The following is a 26893-nucleotide window of genomic DNA, read 5'->3' on the forward strand; positions in this document are numbered from 1 at the left end:
TTCTCCAGCTTATCAGATCTTTTCGGACCCGATTCCCGCCGGCGGGATTTTGTTTCGCGCCTTCCGGCGTGTCCACTACTTTAGCGGATTTCCCCGCCGACTCATAATCGAGCCGGTCGAATGCGATTCCGGGCAAGCCGAAATACATCCCGTTGGGGAGGCCGTGCAGTAGTGGTGTGCCGCCGGGCGGCAGGAGTGGCTGCCGTTTGCCCCTCTCGGGGCGTGGCAACTGTTCGACTCTACACCAGCGGGTCTGGCGCGTTCAAACCACGCCACGCCGGGGTGTGGGCTATGCTGCCGGCATGACTTCGCACGCGCTCACGCAGCAGTGGTGGGCCGCCTGACGGCGGCCGCCCTCCAGCGCATGCGATCCAACGGCCGCCGCCTCGGCGGCCGTTCGCGTATCTCCACCCAGACGGCGGCCACCGCGGGCAGCGGCCCCGAACCGTCGGGAGACAGACGAGATGACGCGCATCTTCAGCGGTATCAAGCCCACCGGCCACCTGACCCTGGGCAACTACCTGGGCGCCCTGCGCCGGTGGGTCCAGGTCGACCAGCACGCCGCTGACGCCCTGTTCAGCGTGGTCGACCTGCACGCCCTGACCGTCGACCACGACCCTGGGCGGGTACGCCGGCTGAGCCGGCAGGCGGCGACGCTCATGCTGGCGGCCGGGCTGGACCCACGGGTCTGCACGCTGTTCGTCCAGAGCCACGTCGACGAGCACACCCGGCTCGCGTACCTCATGGAGTGCACCGCGAGCGACGGCGAGATGCGGCGCATGATCCAGTACAAGGAGAAGGAGGCGCAGGAACGGGCGCGCGGGCGCGGTGTGCGCCTGTCGCTGCTGACGTATCCCGCGCTGATGGCGGCGGACATCCTGGCGTACCAGGCGGACGAGGTCCCGGTCGGCGAGGACCAGACGCAGCACGTCGAGCTGACCCGGGACCTGGCCGTGCGCTTCAACCAGCGGTACGGGCACACCTTCACGGTGCCGCGGGCGACGCGTCCGCCGGTGGCGGCGCGGGTGATGGACCTTCAGGACCCGACGTCGAAGATGGGCAAGTCGCACGCCGCGACCGCCGGGATCATCTACCTGCTGGACGAGCCGGAGGCGATCCGCAGGAAGGTCATGCGCGCGGTGACCGACAGCGGCAACGAGGTGGGCTACGACCGCGAGGAGCGGCCCGGCGTCTCCAACCTGCTGGACATCCTCGCCGCCTGCACCGACGGCGACCCGGAGCGGCTCGCGCAGGACTACGACAGCTACGGCGCGTTGAAGAAGGACACCGCCGAGGCGGTCGTGGAGGCGCTGCGGCCGGTGCGCGAACGGCACGCCGAGCTTTGCGCCCAGCCGGAGGTCGTGGCGGACGTGCTGCGCGAGGGGGCGGAACGCGCTCGGGCGCTGGCCCGGCCCACGGTGGACGCGGCGTACGCGGCGGTGGGGCTGCTGGGCCGGGAGTGAGACGGGAGTGGGAGGAGAGCGGGGCGGAGGGGGCGTGCGGGCGCGCCCCCTCCGCCCCCGTCCGCGCCCGCCTCGCTCGCCAGCCCGCGCCCCCTCGCCTCCGGCGAACGCGTCCCCGCCCGCCCGCGCGGCCTGCCTCAGCTCTTGCCCTCGGCCAGTTCGCGGCTGCGGTCGCGGGCGGCTTCCAGGGCGGCGAGCAGGGCCGCCCGTACCCCGTGGCTCTCCAGTTCGCGGATGGCGCTGATCGTGGTGCCCGCCGGGGAGGTGACCGCCTCGCGCAGCTTGACGGGGTGTTCACCGCTGTCGCGGAGCATCACGGCGGCCCCTATGGCGGACTGCACGATCAGGTCGTGCGCCTGGGAACGCGGCAGGCCGAGCAGGATGCCGGCGTCCGTCATGGCTTCGACCAGGTAGTAGAAGTACGCCGGGCCGGAGCCGGACAGCGCGGTGGCCGCGTCCTGGTGCTTCTCCGGGACGCGCAGCGTCTTGCCGACCGGGTTGAAGATCTCCTCGGCGCGCCGCAGGTGCTCCTCGGTGGCGTGGCTGCCGGCCGAGATGACGGACATGCCCTCGTCGACCAGGACCGGGGTGTTGGGCATGACGCGGACCACCGGGGTGCCCTCGGCGAGGCGTTCCTCGAAGAACGCGGTGGGCACGCCCGCCGCGGCGGAGATCACCAGGCGGTCGGCCGGGACGTGCGGGGCCAGCTCGTCCAGGAGGGCGGACATGTCCTGCGGTTTGACGGCGAGGATCAGGGTGTCGGCGGTCTTGGCGGCCTCGGCGTTGGTGACGCAGGCGACGCCGTAGCGTTCGCGCAGTGCGGCGGCGCGGTCGGCGCGGCGGGTGGTGACCAGGAGTTCGCCGGGCGCCCAGCCCGCGCGGATCATGCCGGACAGCAGCGCCTCACCGATCTTGCCGGTGCCAAGGACGGCGACTTTCTGGGTCATGGAGCGGCTCACCTCAGCCTTGCGGGGGTTACGCGTATCTGCCGTGCTGCGGTCATCCTCGCACCGGCGCGGGGTGCGGCGTACGGGCGTCTCACGGCGCGGGCGGGCGAGGGCCCCCGCCGGGGGTGGGCCTACCCCCACCCCGATCGGGGCGCTGCGGGCAGTGCCCCGAAGGGCCCGGCTGACCGAGACTGCTGGCATGAGGGAACGACGGGGTCACGGGCCGTACCGCGATGGCCGGGGCGGAGCCGGCGGGGACGGGTGGCGTTCGCAGTTGCGGGAGTGGCACGAGGAGCACCACCGCGAGCAGATGGCCGTGCACGACGAGATGGTGCGCGAGAGGCGCGAGCAGTGGCGCCGGCACCAGGAGGTCCACCGGGAGCGGGTGCGCGAGCGGCGCGAACGCCACCGGGAACGCACCGAGCACCGCCGGGAGCGGTACGAGCTGCGGCGGGCCCAGCGGCACGAGCGGGCCGTCGAGCGCCGCAGGGCGGTGGCCCTGGGCCTGCGGTTGTCCGGCCGGTCGCTCAGCACCGTCTTCGGACTGGTCGTCGCGGTGGCGGGGATCGCGCTGACGGTCTGCCTGCCGTTCGTCGGGCCTCCGGCGCTGCGCACGACGCGGTGGTTCGCGCGGCGGCAGCGGCGGTTGCTGGCTGAGGTCTTCGGGCGTGAGGTGCCGGAGGCGTACCTCCCGGCCATGACCGGGGAGCGCCTGCCGGGCGGGAAGTTCCGCTACGGGGACCGGATCGAGCGCAAGGAGCGGTCCCCCTGGGAGGTGGAGTTCTGGCGGCTTTTCGGTGATCCGGCGAGCTGGCGCGATCTGAGGTGGCTGGCGTGTGCGCCGCTGCTGGGGCTGGTGGCGCTGGTGCCGACGCTGTGCCTGCTGGTCGGGGCGCTGGGCCAGCTGCGGGTGATCAGCGGGCCGGGGCACGTGATGCTGGCGGCGCTGTTCGTCTCCGGCTGGCTGATCGCGCCGGGGTGCGTGGCCGCGTACCGGCGCTGGTCGGTGGCGCTGCTGGAGCCGCCGCGCAACGCCGCGCTGGAGCAGCGGGTGCAGCGGCTCACCGAGACCCGCGCGGACGCGGTGGACACCCAGGCGGCGGAGCTGCGGCGCATCGAACGCGATCTGCACGACGGGGTCCAGGCGCGGCTGGTGGCGATGGGCCTGAACCTGGGCACGGTCGAGCAGTTGATGGAGACCGACCCGGCGGCGGCCAGGGAACTGCTGGCGCAGTCGCGTGAGGCGTCGGCGAACGCGTTGCGGGAGCTGCGCGGTCTGGTGCGCGGCATCCATCCGCCGGTCCTGGCGGAACGCGGTCTGGCGGACGCGATCAAGGCGCTGGCGCTGGACAGCCCGCTGACGGTGGAGGTGGCGGAGGACCTGCCGGGGCGGGCCGAGCCGCCGGTGGAGTCGGCGGTGTACTTCGCGGTGAGCGAGCTGCTGACCAACGCGGCCCGGCACTCGGGGGCCGGCCGGGTCTGGATCGACCTGCACCACACCGGTGACGCGCTGCGGGTCCAGGTGACCGACGACGGACGGGGCGGCGCGGACCACCGGTCCGGCCCGGGCACCGGGCTGCGCGGGATCGAGCGGCGGCTCGGTACGTTCGACGGCGTACTCGCCCTGAGCAGTCCGCGGGGCGGCCCGACCATCGTGACCTTGGAGTTGCCGTGCGCGTTGTCCTCGCGGAGGACCTCTACCTGCTGAGGGAAGGCCTGATCCGGCTGCTGGAGGCCCACGGCTTCGAGATCGCGGCGGCGGTGGAGAGCGGGCCGGAGTTGCAGCGGGCGCTGGTGGAGTCGCGGCCGGACGTCGCGGTGGTGGACGTCCGCCTGCCGCCGACCTTCACCGACGAGGGGTTGCAGGCGGCGCTGGCGGCGCGGCGGCAGGTCCCGGGGCTGCCGGTGCTGGTGCTGTCGCAGCACGTGGAGCAGTTGTACGCGCGCGAGTTGCTGGCGGACGGCAGCGGCGGGGTGGGCTACCTGCTCAAGGACCGGGTGTTCAACGCGGAGCAGTTCACCGACGCGGTGCGGCGGGTGGCGGCGGGCGGTACGGCGATGGACCCTGACGTGATCGCCAAGCTGATGGCCAGCAACTCGCGCGACGAGCCGCTGGCGGCGCTGACGCCGCGCGAGCGGGAGGTGCTGGAGCTGATGGCGGAGGGGCGCTCCAACGCGGCGGTGGCGCAGCGGCTGTTCATCAGCGAGGGGGCGGTGGGCAAGCACACCACGAGCATCTTCACCAAGCTGGGCCTGGCCGCCTCGGACGACGACAACCGCCGGGTGCTGGCGGTGCTGGCGTACCTCAACGGCAGCTGAGCCCGGCCGCCGCGGGCGCGCTTTCCCGCGCTACTTGCGCTTGCGTTTGCCGTTCGCGCGCCGGGCCTTGGCCTTGCGCTCGTACGCGGTGCGGGCGGCCTCGTACTCGGCGCGGTGCAGGCCCTCCCCGGGGGCCTCGGTCAGGCAGCGCAGGGCGTAGGCGACCAGGATGCCGATGAAGCCGATGAACAGCAGGCCCCTGCTGTCCGCCCGGCTCGACTGCGACCTGCGCTGGAAGCCGCTCCAGGTCTGGCCGAAGGCCAGCGCGGTGCAGACGGCGACGGCGACGACGAACAGCAGCTCGACGAAGCCGCCGACGTTCGCGTCGTCGAAGCCCTGGTACGCGAAGCGGATCAAGAACGCGCCGGCCGCGGCGGCGACCAGCGCGCCGGTCCCGAGACCGGCGCGCCGCGCCGCGTAGCCGCCGTCGTGGTCGACCCAGGTCGTGCCGAAGAACCGCAGGGGTTCGGGGGCCGGGGCTTCGTCGTGCTGTGCTGCTGGTGTCTCGCTCACCCCGCGATTGTCACCCGAGCGCGTCGACGTCGCGCACGGCCCCCTTGTCGGCGCTGGTGGCCATCGCCGCGTAGGCGCGCAGCGCGGCGGAGACCTTGCGGTCGCGGGCCTTCGGCGCGTAGACGCCGCCCAGGGCCGCGCGCCGGGCGTCCAGTTCCTTCTGCGGGACCAGGACCTCGATGGTGCGGCCGGGGATGTCGATGCGGATCCGGTCGCCGTCCTGGACCAGCGCGATGGTGCCGCCCGCCGCCGCCTCCGGGGAGACGTGGCCGATGGACAGGCCCGAGGTGCCGCCGGAGAAGCGGCCGTCGGTGATCAGCGCGCAGGCCTTGCCGAGGCCGCGGCCCTTGAGGAATGCGGTCGGGTAGAGCATCTCCTGCATGCCGGGGCCGCCCTTGGGGCCCTCGTAGCGGACGACGACCACGTCGCCCTCCGCGACCCGCTTGCCGAGGATCGCCTCGACCGCCTGTTCCTGGGACTCCACGACCACGGCCGGGCCCTCGAAGACCAGGATCGACTCGTCGACACCGGCGGTCTTGACCACGCAGCCGTCGAAGGCGAGGTTGCCCTTGAGCACCGCGAGGCCGCCGTCGGCCGAGTAGGCGTGCGCCAGGTCGCGGACGCAGCCGTGCTCGGCGTCGGTGTCGAGCGACTCCCAGCGCTCGGACTGGGAGAACGCGGTGGACGAGCGCACGCAGCCGGGGGCGGCGTGGAACATCTCGACGGCCCGGGGCGACGGGGAGCCGCCGCGCACGTCCCACTGCTTGAGCCAGTCGGCGAGCGAGGCGGAGTGCACCGCGTGCACGTCCTCGTTGAGCAGTCCGGCTCGGTGCAGTTCGCCGAGGATGGCGGGGATGCCGCCGGCGCGGTGCACGTCCTCCATGTGGTACGAGCCGTTGGGCGCGACCTTGCACAGGCACGGCACGCCGCGCGAGAGCTGGTCGATGTCGTCCATGGTGAAGTCGAGCGCGGCCTCACGGGCGGCGGCCAGCAGGTGGAGGATGGTGTTGGTCGAGCCGCCCATGGCGATGTCCATGGCCATGGCGTTCTCGAACGCGGCGCGGTTGGCGGTGGCGCGCGGCAGGACGGTGGCGTCGTCCTGGTCGTGGTAGCGCTTGGTGATCTCCACGACCGTGCGGCCGGCGTCCTCGTAGAGGTCCTTGCGGGCGGTGTGGGTGGCGAGCACCGAGCCGTTGCCGGGCAGGGCCAGGCCAAGCGCCTCGACCAGGCAGTTCATCGAGTTGGCGGTGAACATGCCGGAACAGGAGCCGCAGGTGGGGCAGGCGGCCTCCTCGACGCGGGCGAGGTCCTCGTCGCTGACGGTCTCCGAGACCGCGTCGGACATGGCGGAGATCAGGTCGAGGCCGGTGCGCACGGTGCCGTCCACCAGGACCGCCTTGCCGGCCTCCATGGGGCCGCCGGAGACGAAGACGGTGGGGATGTTCAGGCGCAGCGCGGCCATCAGCATGCCGGGCGTGATCTTGTCGCAGTTGGAGATGCAGATCAGCGCGTCGGCGCAGTGCGCCTCGACCATGTACTCGACGGAGTCGGCGATCAGGTCGCGGGAGGGCAGGCTGTAGAGCATGCCGCCGTGGCCCATGGCGATGCCGTCGTCGACGGCGATGGTGTTGAACTCGCGCGGGATGCCGCCGGCGCGCTTGATCGCCTCGGAGACGATGCGGCCGACGGGCTGGAGGTGGGTGTGGCCGGGTACGAACTCGGTGAAGCTGTTGGCGACCGCGATGATCGGCTTGCCGAAGTCCTCGCGCTCGACTCCGGCGGCGCGCAGAAGGGCGCGCGCTCCCGCCATGTTGCGGCCGTGGGTGACCGTACGTGACCTCAGCTCGGGCACGGTTGCTCCACTCCTTCGACGTCCCGCCACGCCTCGCGGCGCGGTCCAGATCCTTCCGAGGGTACGCCTGACGCCCAAGATCTGGACGCGCTGTCCGAATGACGGACGCGGCGTTCAGTCCTCGGTCAGCGGCGGCCGACCTGGGCGGCGGAGGCGAGGTGGAGGCGGGTGAAGGCGAGCGCCTCTGCGAGGTCGGCCTCGCGTTCGGCGGCGGACAGCGAACGGCGGGTGTTGACCTCGACCACCACGTGCCCGGTGAAGCCGGAGGCGGCCAGCCGCTCCAGCAGCGCGGCGCACGGCTGCGTACCGCGGCCCGGCACCAGGTGCTCGTCCTTGGCCGACCCGTTGCCGTCGGCGAGGTGCACGTGGGCGAGGCGGTCGCCCATGCGGCCGACCATCTCCAGCGCGTCGTTGCGGGCGGTGGCGGTGTGCGACAGGTCGACGGTGAAGTGGCGGAAGTCCTCGGTGGTGGGGTCCCAGTCGGGCGCGTACGCGAGCATCTCGCGGTCGCGGTAGCGCCACGGGTACATGTTCTCCACCGCGAACCGCACGTCGGTCTCGTCCGCCATCCGCCACACGCCGCGCACGAAGTCGCGCGCGTAGCTGCGCTGCCAGCGGAACGGCGGGTGGACCACGACGGTCGAGGCGCCGAGCCGCTCGGCGGCGGTGCGGGCGCGCTGCAGCTTGGTCCACGGGTCGGTGGACCACACCCGCTGGGTGATCAGCAGGCAGGGGGCGTGCACCGCGAGGACGGGCACGCCGTGGTAGTCGGACAGGCGTCGCAGCGCCTCCACGTCCTGGCTGACGGGGTCGGTCCACACCATGACCTCGACGCCGTCGTAGCCGAGACGCGCGGCGATCTCGAAGGCGGTCGCCGTCGACTCCGGGTAGACGGAGGCGGTGGACAGCGCGACCTTGGCCTCCGGAACGGACACGGCGCGCCCGCGGGGCACGCCGTACGCCTGGGGGTCGTCTCCTGGGTCGGTCACGGGCAACAGCGTACGGCCCTGGCGTGAGGGGACGGCGGGGACGTCACGCGATTTCGGCCCGGGGGCCGTGCTGCGCGCCTGCCTTTGATGCCCGGTCGCTGCGCGACTGGGGTGGCTCACGGAAGGCGTTTGGCGCCGGGGAGGGCGGAGGGTTCGCGGATTAGTTGCTTCCCCCTTGTCTCCGGCAAGGAGTTGTCACCGCTAGATACTTGTCGGAGACAACGGTGAGGCAACTGATCCGGAACCCCTATGTCCCCCCGGGTCGCGAAGCGGACCGGTTCCCCTCAGTCTCGCCGGTCGCGCAGCGACCGGGGACCAAAGGCAGGTGCGCAGCACCGTGGGCACCCCGCCTCCGCCCCTCAAGCCGCGCAGCGGCGCAGACGCAACACTCCGCGGCAAGGCCGCTCACCCCATGTGGTCCAGCCTGCGCAGGATGACCCCCTCGCGCAGGGCCCACGGGCAGATCTCCAGTTCGTCCACGCCGAACAGGTCCATCGCCGCCTCCGCCACCAGCGCTCCCGCCAGCAGCTGGCCCGCGCGGCCCGGGGAGACGCCGGGCAGCGTCGCGCGTTCCCTCGTGGTCATTCCCGACAGCCGCGGCACCCACTCCTCCAGCGCCGTCCGGCCCAGGTGGCGCGGTACGTACACGCCTTCCGCCGAGCGCGCCGCGCCCGCGATGCGTGCCAGCTGCTTGAAGGTCTTCGACGTGCCGACGACGTGGTCGGGCGTGCCCAGGCGGGCGAACTCCGCGACGGTGCGGGCGATTTCGGCCCGTACGTGCTTGCGCAGCGCCCGTACGTCCTCCGGGCCCGGTGGGTCGCCGGGCAGCGCGGAGGCGGTGAGGCGGCCGGCGCCCAGCGGCAGCGAGATCGCCGCGTCCGGGTCCTCGTCCATCCCGTAGGCGACCTCCAGCGAGCCGCCGCCGATGTCCAGCACCAGCAGCCGGCCCGCCGACCAGCCGAACCAGCGGCGGGCGGCCAGGAAGGTCAGCCGGGCCTCGTCCTCGCCCGACAGCACGGTCAGCGCGGTGCCGGTCTCGTCGGCGACGCGGGCCAGCACCCGTTCGCCGTTGGGCGCCTCGCGTATCGCGGAGGTCGCGAACGGCAGGACCTCCTCGACGCCCTTGTCCTCGGCGACCTGGCGGGCCTCGGCGATGTGGGCCACCAGGCGCTCCACGCCGTCCTCGCGGATCGCGCCGTCCGCGTCGAGCAGTTCCGCCAGTCGCAGCTCCGCCTTGTGCGAGTAGGCGGGCAGCGGACGCGCGCCCGGGTGAGCGTCCACCACCAGCAGGTGAACGGTGTTGGATCCCACGTCGAGCACTCCGAGTCGCATGGGCAAGACGCTAGCGCGATCCGTGCCCCGCGATGACGGCACCCAGGACCTACCCTGGGCTGCGTGGCAAAAGCGGCAAAGGCGAAGTCCAAGATGAAGCACCGCGAGACGGTGGCCGACGAGGTCGGGCTCGACTTCGCGCGGGCGTGGGTGGAGTTTCCCGATCCGGCCGACGACGAACAGGTCTTCCGCTGCGATCTGACCTGGCTGACCTCGCGCTGGAACTGTGTGTTCGGCCGCGGCTGCCAGGGCATCGAGGCGGGCCGGGCCTCCGACGGGTGCTGCACGCTCGGCGCGCACTTCTCCGACGAGGAGGACGAGGAGCGGGTGGCCAAGCACGCGGCGCGGCTCACCCCGCAGCTGTGGCAGTACCACGCGACCGGGACCGGACCGGACGGCTGGGTGGAGGTCAACGAGGACGGCGACCGGCAGACCCGGCGGGTGGACGGCGCCTGCGTCTTCCTCAACCGGCCCGGCTTCCCGGCCGGCTCGGGCTGCGCGCTGCACACCCTGGCGCTGCGGGAGGGCCGCGAGCCGCTGGAGACCAAGCCGGACGTGTGCTGGCAGCTGCCGATCCGGCGCACCTTCGACTGGGTGGACCGGCCGGACGACACCCGGGTGCTGGTGGTCTCCATCGGTGAGTACGACCGGCGCGGCTGGGGCCCGGGCGGTCACGACCTGCACTGGTGGTGCACGAACGCCCTGTCCGCGCACGGCGCGAGCGATCCGGTCTACGTCTCCTACCGGCCCGAGCTGATCGAGCTGATGGGGGCGCCCGCGTACGAGCGGCTGGTGGAGCTGTGCGAGGCCCGGCTCGCCGCGGAGCTGCCGATGGCGCCGCACCCGGCGGACCCGGTGACGCCCACCGCGTGACGCGGGGCGCTCACGACGCCGACGGCACCGGGGTGGCCGTCGGCGTCGGGGTGGGGGTCGGCGTGGGCGTGCCGGTGGGCGTCGGGGTCGCTCCCTGGCCCTCGATGGTCACGGCGGAACCGGACGGCTCGAAGACGATGCGGCCGCGCCAGGCGCCCGCCGGTTCGCTGTCGTGGTCGACGGCGACGGTGATCGTGACGCTCTGTCCCGGGCCCAGTTCGCCCGCGGTCTCGCTGAGCTGGAGCCAGGAGGCGTGGGTCGTGGCCGTCCAGCGCACCGGCGAGCCGCCCTCGTCGGTGACCGTGATGACGGTGTCGTCGCCCTGCGGCTGCGCGGCCACCGTGATCCAGCCGGGGCCGGCCTGCGTCGGCGTGCCCGCCCGGGCCGAGGGCGAAGCGGAGGCCCGCGAGGGCGAGGGCGTCCCGCTCGCGGAACGGGACGGTGACGCGCTCGGGGCCGCGGCGGAGTGGCCGGGAGCGGTGGCCGGTGCGCCGCCGGTGCGGTCGCGGCCGAAGTCGTCCTTGCCGTCGGACTCGGTGGCCGAGACCGGGTTGGCTTCCTGGCCCTCGCCGGTGTGCGGCGCGTGGCGGTAGGCGGCCCACAGGGTGAGCGCGGGCGCGGCCACCACGGCGGCGACCACGGTCGTGGTGACCGCGCGGTGCCGGATCAGGGCGCGCCGGGCGGCCCGCTCCTTGTCGTCCAGCGGAAAGCCCCTGCGGTCGAAGTGCGGTACCAGGGGGGCGCCGCCCCGTGGATCGCGCACGCCTGCCCGGATCGCCCGCTGGGAGCGCAGCATCGCGGTGTACGCGGCCTGGCGTGGCGCCTCGACGATGCCGAGGACCGCCGGGGTGGCGGTGCCGGGCCAGGGTCCCGCCGCGTCGGCGCGTTCCGCGGTGTTGCGGCAGACCGGGCACTCGTCGACGTGGCGGACCAGGTCGCTGCGCAGGGCGTTGCCCAGCAGGACGCGGGTGTCGCCGGCGATCCGGGCGACCGAGGGGCAGCGGCCGAGTTCGGCCACCGCCAGCGCCGTGCGGGTGCGTTCGATCTCGCAGGCGGCGCGGGAGACCAGGGAGCGGGCGCCGTCCGGGTCGGTGCCCAGGACGGCGGCGATCTCCGATTCGGTGAGCTGGTGGCGTACCGCGAGTTCGATGGCCTCGCGTTGCTCGGGGGTGGTGCCCGCGGCCTCCGGCCAGGCCAGCGCGGCCAGTTCGGCGCGGTACCGGGACGCCGTCCCGGCGGAAGGGTCCGGTTCCGGCTCCGCCGGGCCGGGGCGGGGCGCGGGGCGGCGGCGGGCGAGGCGGCGCAGGCAGACCCAGCGGGCGAGCGCGTACAGCCAGGCGCGGCGCAGGCGCGGGTCGCGCAGGCGGCCGCGGGCGCGTTCGGCGAGGGCCAGGGTGTCGCCGAGCGCGGCGACGGCGGCCTCGTGCTCGCACAGTACGGACAGGCAGTAGGTGAACAGCCCGTCGAGGTACGGCTCGTCCTGCGTGGGCGGATGGTCGGGGAGCGCGCCCGCGGTCGTGCGCCGGGGCACACGCGGGACCGCCCGGTGTGCGCCGGTGATGGGGTGGTGCGACGGGGAGTGCTCAGACCTGCTCATCACTGGCCGACGGTAGGCGGAGGGCGCGCCCCCTCCTACCCCTGGAGGAGAGCTTTAACGCTTTCGGGTGGACTTCACCCCCTAAAGGGGACAGTTGAGCGATTCGTGTGGGTGACGCGGGGAGCCGGGCGCAGCGGGGGCGCACCGAAGCGCGGGGCGCTGTCGTACCCCACCGCTACGGTGACACCCATGGCTGCCCGTACGCGTACCGCTTCGAAGGACCGACCGTCCTACCGCTGCACCGAGTGCGGCTGGACCACCGTCAAGTGGCTGGGCCGGTGCGGCGAGTGCCAGGCGTGGGGCACCGTCGAGGAGTACGGCGGCGCGCCCGCCGTCCGCACCACCGCGCCGGGCCGGGTGACCGCGCCCGCGCGCCCCATCGGCCAGGTCGACGGCCGCCGGGCCACCGCGCGTGGCACGGGCGTGCCCGAGCTGGACCGGGTGCTCGGCGGCGGCCTGGTGCCCGGCGCGGTCGTGCTGCTCGCCGGTGAGCCGGGGGTCGGCAAGTCCACGCTGCTGCTGGACGTGGCGGCCAAGGCGGCGGGCGAGTCGGCGCGCACGCTGTACGTCACGGGCGAGGAGTCGGCCGGGCAGGTGCGGCTGCGGGCCGACCGCATCGGCGCGATCAACGACCACCTCTACCTGGCGGCGGAGACCGACCTGTCCGCCGTGCTGGGGCACTTGGACGACGTCAAGCCAGCGCTGCTGGTGCTGGACTCGGTGCAGACGGTCGCGTCGCCGGAGATCGACGGGGCGCCGGGCGGGATGGCGCAGGTGCGGGAGGTGGCGGGGGCGCTGATCAGGGCGTCGAAGGAGCGCGGGATGTCGACCATCCTGGTCGGTCACGTCACCAAGGACGGCGCGATCGCGGGCCCGAGGCTGCTGGAGCACCTGGTCGACGTCGTCCTGCACTTCGAGGGCGACCGGCACGCGCGCCTGCGGCTGATCCGCGGCGTGAAGAACCGCTACGGGGCGACCGACGAGGTCGGCTGCTTCGAACTGCACGACGAGGGCATCACGGGCCTGGCCGACCCCAGCGGGCTCTTCCTGACCCGGCGCGACGAGCCGGTGCCCGGCACCTGTCTGACGGTCACCCTGGAGGGGCGCAGGCCGCTGGTCGCCGAGGTGCAGGCGCTCACCGTGGCGTCGCAGATCCCCTCGCCGCGGCGTACCACCTCGGGCCTGGAGACCTCCCGGGTGTCGATGATGCTGGCGGTGCTTGAGCAGCGCGGGCGCATCCACCAGATCGGCAAGTGCGACATCTACAGCGCGACGGTCGGCGGCGTGCGGCTGTCGGAACCGGCCGCGGACCTCGCGGTGGCGCTGGCGCTGGCCAGCGCGGCGAGCGACACGCCGCTGCCGAAGAACCTGGTGGCGATCGGGGAGGTCGGGCTGGCCGGCGAGGTGCGCCGGGTGACGGGCGTGCAACGGCGCCTGGCGGAGGCGGCCCGGCTGGGCTTCACGCACGCGCTGGTGCCGCAGGACCCGGGGAAGGTCCCCGCGGGCATGAAGGTCACGGAGGTCGCGGACGTGGGCGAGGCGCTGCGGGTTCTCCCTCGGCGCGGCTGAGGCGACCGCCCCGCCGCCCACCCGTGCGGTCACCCGCCGCACCGGCCCCGAGACTCTCGGCGGCACCGGAGGCGTAAGTACACCGTCGCGCCCTTCCCCCCGTTCCCGCGGGCCATGCCCGGTGCGGGTGAAGCCCGCGCCCCTCGTGCGCCCCCCGGTAGACTTTGCCCCGGTCTCGCCCGTGCGCCGGGCATCCGTGCGACCGGAATCCGTACGACCGGAGGAGTGCAGTGGCAGCCAACGACCGGGCAGGATCTTCCGGCGGCGACGGCCTGATGCGGTCCTCGTTGAGCGCGGTGGCGCCGGGTACGGAGCTGCGGGACGGCCTGGAGCGCGTGGTGCGCGGCAACACCGGCGGGCTGATCGTGCTCGGGATGGACAAGACCGTCGAGTCGCTGTGCACCGGCGGCTTCGTGCTGGACGTGGAGTTCACCGCGACCCGGCTGCGCGAGCTGTGCAAGCTGGACGGCGCGCTCATCCTCGACAAGGACATCACCAAGATCCTGCGCGCCGGCGTGCAGTTGGTGCCCGACTCGACGATCCCCACCGAGGAGACCGGCACCCGGCACCGCACCGCCGACCGGGTCAGCAAGCAGGTCAACTTCCCCGTGGTGTCGGTCAGTCAGTCGATGCGGCTGATCGCGCTGTACGTCGGCGGCCAGCGCCGCGTGCTGGAGGACTCCGCCGCCATCCTGTCCCGCGCCAACCAGGCGCTCGCCACGCTGGAGCGCTACAAGCTGCGGCTGGACGAGGTGGCGGGCACGCTGTCCGCGCTGGAGATCGAGGACCTGGTGACGGTCCGCGACGTGACGGCGGTCGCGCAGCGGCTGGAGATGGTGCGCCGGATCGCCACCGAGATCGCCGAGTACGTGGTCGAGTTGGGCACCGACGGGCGGCTGCTGTCGCTCCAGCTGGACGAGCTGATCGCGGGCGTGGAGCCGGAGCGGGAGCTGGTGGTACGGGACTACGTGCCCGAGCCGACCGCCAAGCGCGCCCGTTCGGTGACCGACGCGCTGGCCGAGCTGGACGCGTTGCCGCAGAGCGAGCTGATCGAACTGACCACGGTGGCGCGGGCGTTGGGCTACACCGGTTCGCCCGAGTCGCTGGACGGCGCGGTCAGCCCGCGCGGCTACCGGCTGCTGGCGAAGGTGCCGCGGCTGCCGAACACCGTCATCGAGCGGCTGGTCGAGCACTTCGGCGGGCTGCAGAAGCTGCTCGCGGCGAGCGTGGACGACCTGCAGATGGTGGAGGGCGTCGGCGAGGCGCGCGCCCGTTCGGTACGCGAGGGGCTCTCCCGGCTGGCGGAGTCGTCGATCCTGGAGCGGTACGTCTGAGGACGCGCCGGGCGGGGGCGGCCGGCGTTCAGGAGAGCGTGAAGTCCGCGCGGGCGGTGCCCAGTCCGCTCGCCGCGACCTCGACCCGGTACGAACCGGAGCCGGCGGACCGCGCGGCGGGCGTCGCGCACTGCGGGGCGGTCTCGGCGCGGTTCCAGTCGACGTCGTAGGTGGCCGTGCCGTGCGCGGGGACGGCCACGAGGTACGCGGACCGGCTCGCCGGGCAGTCGTCGGACGCCCAGACGTGGTGGCCGGAGGAGTCGGTGACGGTGACCACCGCGGAGACGGCGGAGAAGTTCACCTTGCAGGCACTGCCGCCCGAGTTGACCGCCGTCAGCACGAAGCGGGGCTGCTCACCCGCCGCGTAGGACGGCTTCTCGCTGCGCACCGCGATCCGCACCTGCGACCCCCCGCAGTCCGGAAGCGAGCTCCCGGCCGCCAACGCGCCGCCCGAGGTGCCGCCCTCGGAACCCGCGCCGTTCGCGCCGCCCGATCCGGAACCGCCCGCGGAGCCCGAACCGCCCCCCGAACCCGTACCGTCGCCTCCGCCGTCCGAGCCCGACCCGCCGCCGGAACCAGAGCCTCCTGAGCCCGTGCCGCCGCTGCGTCCGCCCGGTTCCGTGGTGATCCCGGTCTGGCTGGTGGACGGGCCCGGGGTGATCGAGGGCAGCGGGGTGCGGCCGTGGCCGCCGGGGCCCTGGGCGCCGGTGTGGCTCCCGGAGGAACCGCCGGTCGAGGTCAGCGCCCACACGACGAGCGCGACGAGGGCCGCGAACAGGCAGAGCACAACCGCCCGCCGCCGCCAGTAGATGGAGGACGGCAGGGGGCCCACCGGATTGCGCACGTTGCCCACGCGCAAACTCTAGGGGAGATCGGCGACGCGTCCGTGCACCACCCGCCGCACGAACGCACTCTTTTCACGATCATCATCCCGCGCACCCGCCCGTGGTCACGCGGGCGCCTCGGCCACGGTCGCCAAGCCGCCCCGCCCGCGCTCGCCCGGCCGTCCAACGCGGTCCAGGAGCGGGACCGTTGGCGCCCCGATGTGCCCCGTTTCGCCGCCGCCGTGCCGGACGTGTCAGGATCGTCGGTGCCATGACTGCGACCACCCCCGCCGCCGAAGCCGCGCGCAGCGCCCCGGCCGCCGACACCGCCGCCCTGCACACCTCGGTCACCGCGTGGTTCGCCGCGCACGCCCGCGATCTGCCGTGGCGGCGGCCGGAAGCGGGGCCGTGGGGGGTGATGGTCAGCGAGTTCATGCTCCAGCAGACCCCGGTCAGCCGGGTGCTGCCGGTCTACGAGGAGTGGCTGGCGCGCTGGCCCCGCCCCGCCGGCCTGGCCGCCGAGCCGCCGGGCGAGGCGGTGCGCGCCTGGGGGCGGCTCGGCTACCCGCGCCGCGCCCTGCGTCTGCACGCCGCCGCGACCGCGATCACCGAGCGGCACGGCGGCGAAGTCCCGGACGACCACGACGCGTTGCTGGCGCTGCCGGGGGTCGGCGAGTACACCGCGGCTGCGGTGGCGTCGTTCGCGTACGGGCGGCGGCACGCGGTGCTGGACACCAACGTGCGCCGGGTCCTGGCCCGCGTGGTGACCGGTGTCCAGTACCCGCCGAACGCCACGACCGCCGCCGAACGCCGCCTGGCGCAGCGGCTGTTGCCGGGCGACGAGGCGACCGCGGCGCGCTGGGCGGCGGCCACGATGGAGCTGGGCGCGCTGGTGTGCACCGCCCGCACGCCGGACTGCGGGCGCTGCCCGGTGGCGGCGTACTGCGCCTGGCGGCTGGCCGGTTTCCCGGCGCACGACGGGCCGCCGCGCCGGGGCCAGACCTACGCGGGCACCGACCGCCAGGTGCGGGGCATGCTGCTCGCGGTGCTGCGCGAGGCCACCGGCCCCGTCACCCAGGAGCAGATCGACGCCGTCTGGGACGAACCGGTGCAACGCGCACGGGCGTTGGACGGCCTGGTGGCGGACGGCCTGGTGGAGCCGGTCGCGCAGGGTGTCTACCGGCTTCCCCTGGAGTGACATCCGGGCCCCCGGGTTCCCACTGTTACACAATCGACGGGTTGCTGTGAGCCTCCTGTGCGGTCGGCGCGCGTCATTCCGCAACAGCCCCTCCCTAGCGTCCTGTGCGTCGGCCTGACCAGTCGGCGGATCACAGGAGCGACCACGGCCAGGGGCGACCACGGCTGTGTGACGAACGGGACGGATGGAGGCGGTCATGGCGACTGGCACTGCGACGGACGGCAGGACGCTGGACTTCGAGGAGTACGTGCGGTCCCGGCAGGACTCCCTGCTGCGCAGCGCACGCCGCCTGGTGCCGGACCCGGTCGACGCGCAGGACCTCGTGCAGACCGCGCTGTGCCGCACGTTCCCGCGCTGGGACCGGATAGCCGACAAGGGCCTGGCCGACGCGTACATGCGCCGCGTCATGATCAACACGCGTACCGAGTGGTGGCGCTCGCGCAAGCTGGACGAGGTGCCCACCGAGAACCTCCCGGACGCGAGCGTCGACGACGGTACCGAGCAGCACGCCGACCGTGCGATGCTGCTGGCCGCGCTGGCCGTCCTGGCGCCCAAGCAGCGCCAGGTCGTCGTCCTGCGACACTGGGAGCAGATGAGCACCGAGGAGACCGCCCGGGCGCTCGGCATGTCCACGGGTACGGTCAAGAGCACCCTGCACCGCGCCCTGGCCCGGCTGCGCGAGGAACTGGAGCGGAACGCCTGCGGCTACGGCGCGGGCCACGGGGAACGGCAGGAGCTGAGGGAGGACGCGTGCGCCGCATAAGCCCCACGACGTGCGCGTTCTTCGCCGCCGCGCTCGTGCCGCTGGTCCTGGTGACCGGCTGCGCCGAGAGCGGCGGCGTCCGCGTCGAGGGGACCGCGGCGACCTCGGCGGTGAACACCTCGCCACCGCCGCCCAGGGCGACCGGGGTGCGCAAGATCGACCCGGTCGCGCTGCTGCGCGAGGACCCCAAGGTGGGTGCCGAGATCAAGTCCGACCTCAAGCCCTGCGGCGGCGACGAGTACCCCGTCGACACCAGCTACGGGAACCTGACCGGCGGCTCCGTGCCCGATGTGGTGATAAACGTCTCCAGCTGCGGCGATGGGGTCGGATTGGGTAGTTACGTCTACCGTATGGAGAATGGCCGGTACACCGACGTCTTCGGCGACGAGCAGCCGCCGGTCTACCTCGACATCGACAAGAGCGACCTGGAGCTGACCCGCCAGGTCTACAGCCCCGGCGACTCGGTGTGCTGCCCGTCCGGCGAGGACGTGATCACCTACCACTGGTCCGGGGACCGCTTCACCGAGACCTCCCGCACCCACAGCGACTACGGAAACAAGGCGAATGGCTGAGACGCATGTCCTGTTCGTGGAGGACGACGACGTCATCCGCGAGGCGACCCAGCTCACCCTGGAGCGTGACGGCTTCAAGGTGACCGCGGTGCCGGACGGGATCGTCGGGCTGGAGTCGTTCCGGGCCGCCAAGCCCGACATCGCGCTGCTCGACGTGATGGTGCCCGGCCTCGACGGGGTGAGCCTGTGCCGCCGCATCCGCGACGAGTCCACGGTGCCGGTGATCATGCTGTCCGCGCGGGCCGACTCCATCGACGTGGTGCTGGGCCTGGAGGCAGGTGCCGACGACTACGTGACCAAGCCGTTCGACTCCGCCGTGCTGGTCGCCAGGATCCGCGCGGTGCTGCGCCGCTTCGGGCACGCGGCGGGTGGCGGCGGTCCTGAGGCGGCCGACTCCGGTGACAGCGGTCCGCTGCGCTTCGGCGACCTGGAGATCGACACCGACGGCATGGAGGTACGACGGGACGGCGAACCGGTGGCGCTCACCCCGACCGAGATGCGGCTGCTGCTGGAGTTCTCCACCGCGCCGGGCTCGGTGCTCTCCCGCGACCGCCTGCTGACCAGCGTGTGGGACTACGAGTGGGGCGGCGACACCCGCGTCGTCGACGTCCACGTGCAGCGGCTGCGGACCAAGATCGGGCAGGACCGGATAGAGACCGTGCGCGGTTTCGGATACAAGCTCAGGGCCTGATCCGCGGTGTCCGAGTTGAACCGGCCCGGGCTGCGCTGGCCCGGCCTGCGCTGGAAGCTGACGGCGGCGATCGCCGTGGTCTCGGCACTCGTCGCGCTGGCGATGGCGGTCGTGGTGCACAACGCAGCCCGCGTCAGCATGCTCAACAACGCCCGCGATCTTCAGGACACCCGCCTGCAGATCGCGGCGAAGATGTACGAGTCCAACCACCAGCTGACCTTCCACGCCCGCCTCGACGACCCGAAGCTGCCGGCCGGGCTGCGCGTGACCGCCGCCAAGGGCCAGCGGGCCACCGACGTGCAGGAGACCGCGGGCGAGCCCATCATCTGGGCCTCCACCCCGCTGCCCGGCAACCACATCCTCAGCATCAACAGCCGCTTCACCGACCCCACCGCGATCCTGGAGAGCGTCGACGGCGTGCTGGTCGCGGGCTGCGTGGCGGTGGTGCTGGCCGGCTCCGCGCTGAGCGTGCTGGTCGGCGGGCAGTTGTCGCGGCGGCTGCGCAAGGCCGCGCTGGCCGCGCGCAGGGTCGCGGACGGCGACACCCACGTGCGCGTACGGGACTCCATCGGGCGTCGGGTGCGCGACGAGACCGACGAGCTGGCCCGGGCGGTCGACGCGATGGCCGACGCGCTCCAGGACCGGCTGGAGGCCGAGCGCCGGGTCACCGCCGACATCGCCCACGAACTGCGCACCCCCGTCACCGGCCTGGTCACCGCCGCCGAACTGCTGCCGCCGGGGCGCCCCTCGGAGCTGGTGCGGGACCGGGCGCAGGCGTTGCGCACGCTGGTCGAGGACGTGCTGGAGGTGGCCCGGCTGGACGGCGCGGAGGAACGCGCCGACCTCCAGGAGATCGCCCTGCCGGAGTTCGTGCGCCGCCGGGTCGCCAGGATCGCGCCCGAGGCCCGCGTGGAGGTCGTACGGGACGCCTGGGCGCAGACCGACGTACGGCGCCTGGAGCGCATCCTCGGCAACCTGCTGGCCAACGCCGAACGGCACGGCCGGGGTCCGGTCGAGGTCACGGTGGACGGCGCGGTCATCCGGGTGCGCGACCACGGGCCCGGCTTCCCCGAGGTGCTGTTGCGCGAGGGGCCGAGCCGTTTCCGCACCGGCAACAGCTCCCGGGCCGGCAGCGGACACGGCCTGGGGCTGACGATCGCGGCGGGGCAGGCCAGGGTGCTGGGCGCGACGCTCTCGTTCGACAACGCGTCCGAGGAGGAGGGTGGCGGCGCCATCGCTCAGCTGCGGCTCCCGGAGGCGGACGATCCGGAAGCGGACGACGTCCTGGAAAGCGGCGCGAACGCGTGAGGCGCGGTTCCGCGTAGTCGCGGTATTTTCACCGGCCCCGCGGCGGCCTATTCACGCGCACGGAGGGCAAGGCCCCATCCCGCCCGCAAATCAGGCAATATTCGCTTTCCACCCATAAGGCTCGGGCATTCCGTACGGGAATTCCTCTCGTTGAATCCGGGACGAGTTGGACGGGAGGGCCTTCGGGCATGGGCATGGGCATGGGCATGGACAAGGGGCTGCCCCCGGCGGCCGTGTGAACGGTGGCCGGGGGCAGCCCCTCAGCGGTGCGGCGTGCGGTTTCGCCCTTCCGCTTACGCGTCCTTCGACAGGTTCGGGCCGGTGCCGCCGCTGCCGGCCGCCTCGATGGGCGGCGCGTCGGCGACGGTGACCTTCTCCTCGCCGCGGAAGGTGAAGGTCTTGCTCTCGCCTTCGCCCTCCGTGCCGACGACCACGATGTGACCGGGGCGCAGCTCGCTGAAGAGGATCTTCTCCGACAGCGCGTCCTCGATCTCGCGCTGGATCGTCCGGCGCAGTGGCCGGGCGCCCAGGATCGGGTCGTAGCCCTTCTTCGCCAGCAGGGACTTGGCCTCCTGGCTGAGCTCGATGCCCATGTCGCGGTCCTTGAGGCGCTCGTCCACTTTGGCGATCATCAGGTCGACGATCTGGATGATGTCGTCCTCGCTGAGCTGGTGGAAGACCACGATGTCGTCGACGCGGTTGAGGAACTCCGGCCGGAAGTGCTGCTTGAGCTCCTCGCCGACCTTCGCCTTCATCCGGTCGTAGCCCGCCTGGACGTCGCCCGCGGCGGCGAAGCCGAGGTTGAAGCCCTTGGAGATGTCCCGGGTGCCGAGGTTGGTGGTCATGATGATCACCGTGTTCTTGAAGTCCACGACCCGGCCCTGGGAGTCGGTCAGGCGACCGTCCTCCAGGATCTGCAACAGCGAGTTGAAGATGTCCGGGTGGGCCTTCTCGACCTCGTCGAAGAGCACGACCGAGAACGGCTTGCGGCGCACCTTCTCGGTGAGCTGGCCGCCCTCCTCGTACCCGACGTAGCCGGGGGGCGAGCCGAAGAGCCGCGAGACGGTGTGCTTCTCGCTGAACTCCGACATGTCGAGCTGGATCAGCGCGTCCTCGTCGCCGAAGAGGAACTCCGCCAGCGTCTTGGACAGCTCGGTCTTACCGACACCGGACGGGCCGGCGAAGATGAACGAGCCACCGGGGCGCTTGGGGTCCTTCAGGCCCGCGCGGGTGCGGCGGATGGCCTGGGAGAGCGCCTTGATGGCGTCCTTCTGGCCGATGACGCGCTTGTGGAGCTCGTCCTCCATGCGCAGCAGCCGCGAGGACTCCTCCTCGGTGAGCTTGAAGACCGGGATGCCGGTGGCCGTCGCCAGGACCTCGGCGATCAGCTCCTCGTCCACCTCGGCGACGACGTCCATGTCGCCGGCCTTCCACTCCTTCTCCCGCTTGGCCTTCGCCGAGAGCAGCTGCTTCTCCTTGTCGCGCAGGGAGGCTGCCTTCTCGAAGTCCTGGGAGTCGATGGCCGACTCCTTCTCCCGGCGCACGTCGGCGATCTTCTCGTCGAACTCGCGCAGGTCCGGCGGAGCGGTCATCCGGCGGATGCGCATCCGGGAGCCGGCCTCGTCGATCAGGTCGATCGCCTTGTCCGGCAGGAAGCGGTCGGAGATGTAGCGGTCGGCCAGGGTGGCCGCCGCGACCAGGGCGGCGTCCGTGATCGAGACGCGGTGGTGCGCCTCGTAGCGGTCGCGCAGGCCCTTGAGGATCTCGATGGTGTGCGGCAGCGACGGCTCGGCGACCTGGATGGGCTGGAAGCGGCGCTCCAGGGCCGCGTCCTTCTCCAGGTACTTGCGGTACTCGTCGAGCGTCGTGGCACCGATGGTCTGCAGCTCGCCGCGGGCCAGCATCGGCTTGAGGATGCTGGCGGCGTCGATCGCGCCCTCGGCGGCGCCCGCGCCCACCAGGGTGTGCAGCTCGTCGATGAACAGGATGATGTCGCCGCGGGTGCGGATCTCCTTGAGCACCTTCTTCAGGCGCTCCTCGAAGTCACCGCGGTAGCGGGAGCCCGCGACCAGGGCGCCGAGGTCCAGCGTGTAGAGCTGCTTGTCCTTCAGCGTCTCGGGGACCTCGCCCTTGACGATGGCCTGGGCCAGGCCCTCGACGACGGCGGTCTTGCCGACGCCGGGCTCGCCGATGAGGACGGGGTTGTTCTTGGTACGGCGGGACAGCACCTGCATGACCCGCTCGATCTCCTTCTCGCGCCCGATGACCGGGTCGAGCTTGGACTCACGAGCGGCCTGGGTGAGGTTGCGGCCGAACTGGTCGAGGACCAGCGAGGTGGACGGCGTGCCCTCGGCGGGGCCGCCGGCCGTGGCCGACTCCTTGCCGCCCTGGTAGCCGGAGAGCAGCTGGATGACCTGCTGCCGCACCCGGTTCAGGTCGGCGCCCAGCTTGACCAGGACCTGGGCGGCGACGCCCTCGCCCTCGCGGATCAGGCCGAGCAGGATGTGCTCCGTACCGATGTAGTTGTGGCCGAGCTGGAGGGCCTCGCGGAGCGACAGCTCCAGGACCTTCTTCGCACGGGGCGTGAAGGGGATGTGGCCGGACGGGGCCTGCTGGCCCTGGCCGATGATCTCCTCCACTTGCTGGCGGACCGCCTCAAGCGAAATGCCGAGGCTCTCCAGGGCCTTAGCGGCGACACCCTCACCCTCGTGGATCAGACCCAGGAGGATGTGCTCGGTGCCGATGTAGTTGTGGTTGAGCATCCGGGCTTCTTCCTGAGCCAGGACGACAACCCGCCGCGCGCGGTCGGTGAACCTCTCGAACATCGTTAATCGCTCCTCAGAGCGGTCAGGCAGATCGGGGCCGGTCCCCTCCCTGTCCTTCCGCATGCTAGTCCCGGCGAGCGGGACAGCTCACTTCAACCGTCGACACCCATGCGGTCAGTTCCGCCCCGCACAGCCGACAACAGCTCCAACCCGATGGTGCGAGACGATGTTCCCGCAGGCCAGGCGGATGAACCGTTATCCCGTACGCCCGTGGCGAACGCCCACCTCTCCGGCCTCCTGGTCGCCCCATCCCACTAGGACCTTCTTACCCGCTCACCCTGGCAATCCATGCGGCGCGCACCCTTGCTGTCTGCTACCAGCGAACAACCTTGCGCCGGATCACCGCCGGTCGCGCGCCGTTCGCGGTGACCCGGGGCGATTCGTCCGCGACGGTGCGTAACCCTTGCGGCGTCCGGCAGTTGCTCCGGGCATGGGCGTCACACGCATCGGCGGGCGGCCGGGCATCCGCGAGTGGTACGCGAGCGAGCTGGGCTGGCCGACCGGTGGTACGGACGACGCGCCGCAGTTGCTCACCGGGGTGCGGTTCGACGCGCTGGACGTGCCGCTGGCGGCCGGGCTGGCGGTGCTGCGGCGGTTCGCGCGCACCGGTCCCGCGGCTGCGACGGGCGGCCGGGCGCTGCTGCTGGTGGCCGAGGGCTCAGGGGCGGAGCTGCCGGGGCTCCTCGACTGGCTGGAGTGGGGCGGCATCGCGCTGGACCTGGCGGTACGGGGAGCGGGCGACCGGATTCCGGCGCCGCGGCCCGCGTCGTGGGGTCCGGCGCCGCGGGGTCCGCGGGCGGTACGCGCCGCGGGCACGCGTGCGGCACGGGAGGCGTACTGGCTACGGCCTCCCGTGCCGGGGCACGCGGTGGAGCCCACGCTGCCGTCCCTGTGCGTCGGCACCGGTGTCGGCGTCGGCACCGGCGCGCGGGACAGCGAGGACGGCGACGGCCGTCCCGTGGATCTCGCGTCGCTGGTCGGGGCGGTGGCCACCGAGTGCCACCGGGCCCGGATCCTGACGGCTGCTCAGGTGCGGTGGGCGGGCCACCGGACCGGTCAGGCGTGCTCCTTCTCGTACGCCTCGCGGATGGTGGCGGGGACGCGGCCGCGGTCGTTGACCTCGTAGCCGTTCTCCTTGGCCCAGGCGCGGATCTTGGCGGTGTCCGGGCCGGAGGCGCTGCCGCCGGTGGCACGCGAGGCACGCGCCCGGCCGCGCGAGGCACGTCCGCCGGTCTTGCGGCCGGCGTCCACGTAATCGGCGAGCAGGCCGCGCAGCTTGTCCGCGTTCTCCGTGCTGAGGTCGATCTCGTACGTCGCACCGTCGAGGGCGAACGTCACGGTCTCGTCGGCCTCGCCGCCGGTGATGTCGTCAACGAGAAGAACCTGGACCTTCTGCGCCACGGGCTTCCCTTTCATCGATATGGACCGGGGAGTCCCCGGGATAATGGAGTACGGGTAAAAGCAAACCGCTTTTCCCCGGAAAACTCAAACCCTTGGGCGGAACCGGTCCGGGCATGGTTGTGTGAGTAGGACGTGCGCATGGCGCGATTCGGACATAACCGATCACAGATGCAAGAGCATGCGGCTGTTGCCCAAGGTGTTCGGCTTCACTCGTTCGAGGTCGAGGAACTCGGCGACACCCTCGTCATAGGAACGCAGCAGCTCGCTGTAGACATCCGTGTCCACCGGAGTCTCGCCGATCTCGACGAAGCCGTGCTTGGCGAAGAAGTCGACTTCGAAGGTGAGACAGAAAATTCGCCGCACGCCGAGCCAACGCGCCGTCTGCAACAGCTTGCCCAGCACGAGGTGCCCCACGCCTTTGCCGTGCAGATCGGGACGGACGGCAAGGGTGCGCACCTCGGCGAGGTCCTCCCACATCACGTGCAGCGCTCCGCATCCGACGACCTCGGCGTCCTCGTCGCGTTCGGCGACCCAGAACTCCTGGATGTCCTCGTAAAGGGTGACGGTCGGCTTGCCGAGCAGGATGCGGTCGCGCACATAGCCGTCCAGCAAGGCGCGGACCGCGGGGACGTCACTGGTCCTGGCGCGGCGGACGGTGAAGACTTTGGAGAGGGAAGACCCCGGCGCGGCTGACGACATAGCCGGACGTTATCGCCCGCCGCCTTCCCCGGGTCCGGCGGGTGGGGCGCCGGAACCGGTGCCCTGGCCGGGCGCGTCGGTACCGTCGGGCGGCGCTTCGGGCTGCACGATGCGCGAAGCGTCCCGCAAGGCTTCGCGTTGTTCCGGGGACATCATGCTGAAGAACTGCACAAGGGCCGCGGCGGGGTTGTCGCTCGCGGCCCAAGCTTCGTGCATCAGTGCGGCCGCGTAGGCGGGACGCGTGGAAACGGCCTCATAGCGATAGGCGCGCCCTTCGTGTTCGCGGCGCAGCCAGCCCTTCTGATGCAGGTTGTCCATTACGGTCATCACCGTCGTGTAGGCGATGGACCGTTCCTGCTGTAGGTCTTCGAGGACTTCGCGGACCGTGACCGGGCGGTTCCACTGCCACACCCTGGTCATGACCGCGTCTTCGAGATCTCCCAATGGCCGTGGCACACCTGAATTGTAGAGGCAAATGTCACGGATGCGGCTTTTTTCGGCGCGGAGCGTTAAGGACGGCTCTGCTGAAGGACCCGGTCGAGGATCACTCCGGCGGCCGAACGCGGGTCCCCGCTCCGCCCTTCCGCCCGTCTACCGCCCTACTGCTGCTCGGCGGTCTCCTTGGCGGCTTCGGCACGCGCCAGCATGCTGTCCACGACAGCGTCTTCCCTGGCCTTGTTGGCGCCGCCCTGGTGCTTGATGATCGTGACGACGAGGGCCGTGAAGGCGACCGCCATCACCAGGGGCGGTACCAGCGCCGAGACGTACTGCACGGTTCGCTCACTCCTTCTCCGGGGTTCCCCGGAGCGTTCTCCGGAGGCGCCTTTCGCGCGACTTCCAGAGTAGCCACGCCGGTTTCCCGCCCCGCGCCCAGGTGGCGCGTCGGGCGGAGCACGGGGCGGGAGGCGGCGCGGGCCAGGAATGTTGTGTGAATTCTGTGAGCAATTCCGCCGTGTGAACGTGGCCGATACGGCGCCGTTGCCGTGCGGCCGGGTGCGGATCAGCCGCCGATCGCGCGCCGTGCGGCCCGCTCGCCGTGGTCCGGCACGCTCCGGCGGCGCGGCGGCCACAGCTCGGCGGGGGTCGGCACCCGCCGGTCCGGATCGGGTTCCGGCTCGGGGGCGGGGCCGGACGGCTGGGGATCGGCCGCGCGGGCGCCGCGAGGCGTCGCACCGGACGCCGGTACGGGGATCAGGACGTCGAGCGCGCCGGGCCCGGCCGGCCTGACGACGCGTCCGCCCGGCACGGCCGACAACCGGGCGCGGTCGGCGGGGTGGTCCTCGCCGAGCGGCGCGCACCGGGGACGGCCCGCCAGCTCCTCGCAGCGGCGCCGCAGCCCGTCCCTGCGCCAGGCCTCCGCCTCGCCGCACGGGAGCCGCTCCAGCGAGCGCAACGCGTCCAGGTCCTCCGGGCCGGGCAGGTGGCCGGCGTCCAGTGCCTCGGACAGCCGCTCCAGGTAGTCGGCGGCGGTACCGGGCAGCGCGTCGCGGTAGAGGGCGAGGTCGGCGAGGAGGAACGCCCGCAGGCGCGCCCCCTCGTGGACCGCCTCGTCCAGCGCCTCGGACAGCCGCCGGTACTCCCGGGCCGACCCGGGCTCCCGGGCGGGCGCCGGGATCGGCGGGAACGGCGGGAACGGCTGGGCCGTCGTGGTGGTCGCTGCGGTGCGGAGGGCGTCGGCGAGGGCGCGCCGCAGGACGCGCAGTTCGTCCGCGCTGAACGCCATGCCGCCTCGGGTCCCGTGTGGCGTGGGCATGCGCCGACTTTACGTACTAAACGGACAATTGTTGCGGATTGTGTCCGCCCGGCGGGTCGCCGCCACCGCGC

26 protein-coding genes are annotated in these 26893 nt (G+C 72.7%); 12 read left to right on the plus strand and 14 right to left on the minus strand.

Features of this window, described 5'->3' with window-relative positions; translation table 11 throughout:
* A partial coding sequence (locus tag CK485_RS29240) for a hypothetical protein (RefSeq protein ID WP_206749853.1) occupies positions 1-229 on the minus strand: 229 nt, incomplete at its 3' end.
* Positions 230-464: 235 nt separating this feature from the next.
* On the opposite strand from CK485_RS29240, the gene trpS reads away from it, so the two are divergent.
* Complete coding sequence (trpS, locus tag CK485_RS08525; protein ID WP_109448692.1) at positions 465-1463, plus strand: tryptophan--tRNA ligase; 999 nt, start codon at positions 465-467, stop codon at positions 1461-1463.
* A 137-nt stretch (positions 1464-1600) separates the two neighbouring features.
* Here trpS and proC read toward each other — a convergent pair whose 3' ends face one another.
* Entirely contained in the window at positions 1601-2410 is an 810-nt protein-coding gene (proC, locus tag CK485_RS08530) for a pyrroline-5-carboxylate reductase (protein WP_109448694.1), read from the minus strand.
* Between the two features lie 199 nt (positions 2411-2609).
* Here proC and CK485_RS08535 point away from each other — a divergent pair, with 199 nt between their 5' ends.
* On the plus strand, positions 2610-4118 hold the full coding sequence (locus CK485_RS08535) for a histidine kinase (protein WP_241968229.1): 1509 nt from the start codon (positions 2610-2612) through the stop codon (positions 4116-4118).
* The gene (locus CK485_RS08540) at positions 4082-4729 is read left to right on the plus strand and encodes a response regulator transcription factor (RefSeq protein WP_109448696.1); all 648 of its coding nucleotides are present in this window, start codon (positions 4082-4084) and stop codon (positions 4727-4729) included. The genes CK485_RS08535 and CK485_RS08540 overlap by 37 nt, the downstream gene beginning before the upstream one ends.
* 30 nt (positions 4730-4759) lie before the next feature.
* Here CK485_RS08540 and CK485_RS08545 read toward each other — a convergent pair whose 3' ends face one another.
* The 4 genes from CK485_RS08545 to CK485_RS08560 form a co-directional block, all read right to left on the minus strand.
* The gene (locus CK485_RS08545) at positions 4760-5242 is read right to left on the minus strand and encodes a hypothetical protein (RefSeq protein WP_109448698.1); all 483 of its coding nucleotides are present in this window, start codon (positions 5240-5242) and stop codon (positions 4760-4762) included.
* Between the two features lie 10 nt (positions 5243-5252).
* The gene (gene ilvD / locus CK485_RS08550; RefSeq protein WP_109448700.1) at positions 5253-7094 is read right to left on the minus strand and encodes a dihydroxy-acid dehydratase; all 1842 of its coding nucleotides are present in this window, start codon (positions 7092-7094) and stop codon (positions 5253-5255) included.
* 125 nt (positions 7095-7219) lie between these two features.
* Positions 7220-8083 carry a sugar phosphate isomerase/epimerase gene (locus CK485_RS08555; RefSeq protein WP_241968230.1) on the minus strand — a complete coding sequence of 288 codons (864 nt, stop codon included), beginning with the start codon at positions 8081-8083 and terminating at the stop codon, positions 7220-7222.
* A 405-nt stretch (positions 8084-8488) separates the two neighbouring features.
* Positions 8489-9415 (minus strand): Ppx/GppA phosphatase family protein, encoded by a 927-nt coding sequence (locus CK485_RS08560; RefSeq protein ID WP_109448704.1) that lies wholly within the window; start codon positions 9413-9415, stop codon positions 8489-8491.
* Between the two features lie 93 nt (positions 9416-9508).
* Here CK485_RS08560 and CK485_RS08565 point away from each other — a divergent pair, with 93 nt between their 5' ends.
* The gene (locus CK485_RS08565; protein ID WP_109448706.1) at positions 9509-10288 is read left to right on the plus strand and encodes a hypothetical protein; all 780 of its coding nucleotides are present in this window, start codon (positions 9509-9511) and stop codon (positions 10286-10288) included.
* A gap of 10 nt (positions 10289-10298) precedes the next feature.
* Here CK485_RS08565 and CK485_RS08570 read toward each other — a convergent pair whose 3' ends face one another.
* The gene (locus CK485_RS08570; protein ID WP_241968231.1) at positions 10299-11885 is read right to left on the minus strand and encodes a sigma-70 family RNA polymerase sigma factor; all 1587 of its coding nucleotides are present in this window, start codon (positions 11883-11885) and stop codon (positions 10299-10301) included.
* Positions 11886-12074: 189 nt separating this feature from the next.
* Between CK485_RS08570 and radA the strand changes: the two genes are divergently transcribed.
* Together radA and disA are read left to right on the plus strand one after the other, a co-directional pair.
* Entirely contained in the window at positions 12075-13454 is a 1380-nt protein-coding gene (gene radA / locus CK485_RS08575; RefSeq protein WP_109448710.1) for a DNA repair protein RadA, read from the plus strand.
* A 275-nt stretch (positions 13455-13729) separates the two neighbouring features.
* A complete protein-coding gene (gene disA, locus CK485_RS08580; protein WP_109452642.1) occupies positions 13730-14788 on the plus strand; it encodes a DNA integrity scanning diadenylate cyclase DisA in 1059 nt (352 codons plus the stop codon).
* A 28-nt stretch (positions 14789-14816) separates the two neighbouring features.
* Here the strand turns inward: disA and CK485_RS28735 are convergent, their stop codons facing one another.
* Positions 14817-15641 carry a hypothetical protein gene (locus CK485_RS28735; RefSeq protein ID WP_158288193.1) on the minus strand — a complete coding sequence of 275 codons (825 nt, stop codon included), beginning with the start codon at positions 15639-15641 and terminating at the stop codon, positions 14817-14819.
* A 242-nt stretch (positions 15642-15883) separates the two neighbouring features.
* On the opposite strand from CK485_RS28735, the gene CK485_RS08595 reads away from it, so the two are divergent.
* The 5 genes from CK485_RS08595 (at position 15884) to CK485_RS08615 (ending at position 20144) form a co-directional block, all read left to right on the plus strand.
* Positions 15884-16810, plus strand: a complete 927-nt coding sequence (locus tag CK485_RS08595) for an A/G-specific adenine glycosylase (protein ID WP_109448715.1) — start codon at positions 15884-15886, stop codon at positions 16808-16810.
* A gap of 196 nt (positions 16811-17006) precedes the next feature.
* Complete coding sequence (locus CK485_RS08600; RefSeq protein ID WP_241968232.1) at positions 17007-17573, plus strand: SigE family RNA polymerase sigma factor; 567 nt, start codon at positions 17007-17009, stop codon at positions 17571-17573.
* Positions 17561-18145 (plus strand): LppP/LprE family lipoprotein, encoded by a 585-nt coding sequence (locus CK485_RS08605; RefSeq protein WP_109448717.1) that lies wholly within the window; start codon positions 17561-17563, stop codon positions 18143-18145. The genes CK485_RS08600 and CK485_RS08605 overlap by 13 nt, the downstream gene beginning before the upstream one ends.
* Positions 18138-18836 (plus strand): two-component system response regulator CseB, encoded by a 699-nt coding sequence (cseB, locus tag CK485_RS08610; protein WP_109448719.1) that lies wholly within the window; start codon positions 18138-18140, stop codon positions 18834-18836. Before CK485_RS08605 ends, cseB begins: the two co-directional genes overlap by 8 nt.
* Before the next feature lie 15 nt (positions 18837-18851).
* Positions 18852-20144: a HAMP domain-containing sensor histidine kinase gene (locus CK485_RS08615; protein ID WP_199239405.1), complete on the plus strand. Its 1293-nt coding sequence runs from the start codon at positions 18852-18854 to the stop codon at positions 20142-20144.
* 293 nt (positions 20145-20437) lie between these two features.
* Here the strand turns inward: CK485_RS08615 and CK485_RS08620 are convergent, their stop codons facing one another.
* Positions 20438-22969 carry an ATP-dependent Clp protease ATP-binding subunit gene (locus CK485_RS08620; protein WP_109448721.1) on the minus strand — a complete coding sequence of 844 codons (2532 nt, stop codon included), beginning with the start codon at positions 22967-22969 and terminating at the stop codon, positions 20438-20440.
* Positions 22970-23399: 430 nt separating this feature from the next.
* On the opposite strand from CK485_RS08620, the gene CK485_RS08630 reads away from it, so the two are divergent.
* Positions 23400-24095, plus strand: a complete 696-nt coding sequence (locus CK485_RS08630) for an SCO3374 family protein (protein WP_109448723.1) — start codon at positions 23400-23402, stop codon at positions 24093-24095.
* Here CK485_RS08630 and CK485_RS08635 read toward each other — a convergent pair.
* The 5 genes from CK485_RS08635 to CK485_RS08650 form a co-directional block, all read right to left on the minus strand.
* Positions 24026-24370, minus strand: coding sequence for an Lsr2 family protein (locus CK485_RS08635; RefSeq protein ID WP_109448725.1), 345 nt, complete (start codon positions 24368-24370; stop codon positions 24026-24028). The genes CK485_RS08630 and CK485_RS08635 overlap by 70 nt on opposite strands.
* Before the next feature lie 162 nt (positions 24371-24532).
* Positions 24533-25069, minus strand: a complete 537-nt coding sequence (locus CK485_RS08640; protein ID WP_109448727.1) for an amino-acid N-acetyltransferase — start codon at positions 25067-25069, stop codon at positions 24533-24535.
* A gap of 9 nt (positions 25070-25078) precedes the next feature.
* Positions 25079-25525, minus strand: coding sequence for a BlaI/MecI/CopY family transcriptional regulator (locus tag CK485_RS08645; protein ID WP_109448729.1), 447 nt, complete (start codon positions 25523-25525; stop codon positions 25079-25081).
* A 143-nt stretch (positions 25526-25668) separates the two neighbouring features.
* Positions 25669-25842, minus strand: a complete 174-nt coding sequence (locus CK485_RS29010) for a hypothetical protein (RefSeq protein ID WP_199239289.1) — start codon at positions 25840-25842, stop codon at positions 25669-25671.
* A 227-nt stretch (positions 25843-26069) separates the two neighbouring features.
* Complete coding sequence (locus CK485_RS08650; protein ID WP_241968233.1) at positions 26070-26822, minus strand: hypothetical protein; 753 nt, start codon at positions 26820-26822, stop codon at positions 26070-26072.
* Positions 26823-26893: the final 71 nt, after the last annotated feature.

Origin of the sequence: Streptomyces sp. ICBB 8177, from assembly GCF_003144095.1 — a bacterium.
Classification (GTDB): Bacteria; Actinomycetota; Actinomycetes; order Streptomycetales; family Streptomycetaceae; genus Streptantibioticus_D.